Raw genomic sequence first — 2,023 nt, 5'->3', positions numbered from 1 at the left:
ATTTACATATAGTATCTTGAGCACCTTCCTTAACACGGTAAATTTCTAAAAAACGGGTACTCCGTCACCGGTACTCGTTTTTTTACATAATGAAAGAAAAAATCAAAATAAAAAAGGTATTTAACACCAAACGTAGAATACAATACATATCTTACTCTCTTATGTTTTTGGTTTATATGTACAACAGAGGCGATTTCCTTCGCCTCTTTTTTTATTGCAACTCATTTTCATTGGTATAAAAAACCAAATATTAGCACATAGTAAGAATGGAAGAAGGACAGATGATATTGTGTTTGTATGAATTCCCCTTTGTTTCCACACACGATTATATAACCAAATACGTTTGTCCTTCTTCTATAAAGGATGAAAAATGCATCATGCGAATTTATACTCCACATGACCTGCCATACATTGCATTTGCATTTTTCATTCCTTTTGAAATGAATTATATAATACGGTACGTGATATTTTAATATCCATTCACCACTGTTATCGAACCTTACCTTATTCACGACATATGCATCTTCTAATTTTGGCATACGAAAGAGGGCACTCCCCTCCAGATAAGTGCCCTCTCGTAAAGAGGAATTGTAACTGTTCCCTATAAATGTATGATTCGGCATTCCGATTATGTCTGAAATTTGGTAAATCCAACAAAATTAATTAGTTTTTTGGTAACAATCTTTATCTATTGTTACATATATTATCTTGAAATCCTTCTTGTCAAACTATTATTTATTTAGGACTTACTCTCATAACAATAATAGTAGACTATCAGTTTCAAAAAACGAGTACTGCCTCTGTCACCAATACGCGTTTTTTGACATGATGAAAGAACAACTGTAGACCAGCTATCTTTTCGTCAATTCTTTATGTTATTACTGTAACTCCTTTTTGCAATAGTTAACATGAACTGAAGTGAACTTAATGTTTTGTTAACCTAGCTTTTGAGCATATTCAATCATTCGCTTTATTTGCGCATGTTTATTATAGATATAACGCGGACTGTAGTCTAATTCTTCAGCAAGCTTTTCCAATGTCTTACCCTCCACATACTTACCATACATAATCTTATGTTCTAATCCTTTGAATGATTGAATCACTTTCTTTAATTCGTACATGTCATTCATCTTATGAGCTAGGTCATGTTCACGTACAGCAATACGATCTTCAAGCTTTCCTCCTTCTGCCCCTTCAGTTAATCGCACTTCTTGCAAGTCACTATATATCCAACGTTTTAACTCTTTCTTGCTTCTATCTAAATCACTTTCTAAATAGATAATTTCATCTTCTAACTTATGATAACCTTTTAACCATTCTAGCAATGTGTATGCCACCTCACTTATTTTAAGATGCCAGCTTGTACAAATATGTTTCTCCACGCTGTTTCAACACGATATCTTTCTACTAACTTACCTCTACGAGCAATTGCCTTTCTAACCTTACGTTTCGTATCCTTTTTCATTGTTTTCTCCCCCTTTGATTTCATCTCAAAACTGATGAATTGTTTTATAAACTGGTTTCACACATTTTTAGACATTTTATCGTCCACAGAACTATGGTATTGAGAATATATTTAAACGCTGAATTTCCTCATTATATAGCTCCTTTTTCATAGGAAATGAATGATTGACTAAATTACATATCGTTTGATTCTTTTATCGCCTACGTTCACCTCTATATATTCCAAACCATCACTGGTTTTATCAAATGACACTACTTCACCTATTATTTTTGAAATTTCATTTGATAATGTTCTAAATGGAAACAGTAGCGTTTCACCTTCCACCACATTCGCTTTTCCCATACTAGGTCTGTATTTTTTCATATCCATTCCTCTTTCCATAAAAATATCGTTTGTATTAAAATTAGCTTTGACTATTTTGGGTATTTATAACCATTTTTTCATTCCACTTATGTATAAAATAATTGTGCTTGCCCATACTATACACATAAGGTCATTGAGTTACCTTCCGATTTGCTTCTTCTTTACACTTGGGCATCTAACTTTTGTTAGTTGCTC

General features: G+C 32.8%; 3 protein-coding genes. All 3 read right to left on the bottom strand.

What is annotated here, in order from left to right; genetic code table 11:
- Positions 1 to 935: 935 nt before the first annotated feature.
- Complete coding sequence (locus ACQRBL_RS29895; protein WP_023523437.1) at positions 936 to 1,325, bottom strand: hypothetical protein; 390 nt, start codon at positions 1,323 to 1,325, stop codon at positions 936 to 938.
- A gap of 17 nt (positions 1,326 to 1,342) precedes the next feature.
- Positions 1,343 to 1,465, bottom strand: a complete 123-nt coding sequence (locus tag ACQRBL_RS29890; RefSeq protein WP_006921851.1) for a DUF3983 domain-containing protein — start codon at positions 1,463 to 1,465, stop codon at positions 1,343 to 1,345.
- A 168-nt stretch (positions 1,466 to 1,633) separates the two neighbouring features.
- Complete coding sequence (locus ACQRBL_RS29885; protein ID WP_023523438.1) at positions 1,634 to 1,828, bottom strand: hypothetical protein; 195 nt, start codon at positions 1,826 to 1,828, stop codon at positions 1,634 to 1,636.
- Positions 1,829 to 2,023: the final 195 nt, after the last annotated feature.

This window comes from Bacillus sp. AF62 (assembly GCF_050312695.1).
Classification (GTDB): Bacteria; Bacillota; Bacilli; order Bacillales; family Bacillaceae_G; genus Bacillus_A; species Bacillus_A cereus.
The sequence above is the reverse complement of the archived record's forward strand: the minus strand, read 5'-3'. Positions and strand labels throughout refer to the sequence as shown.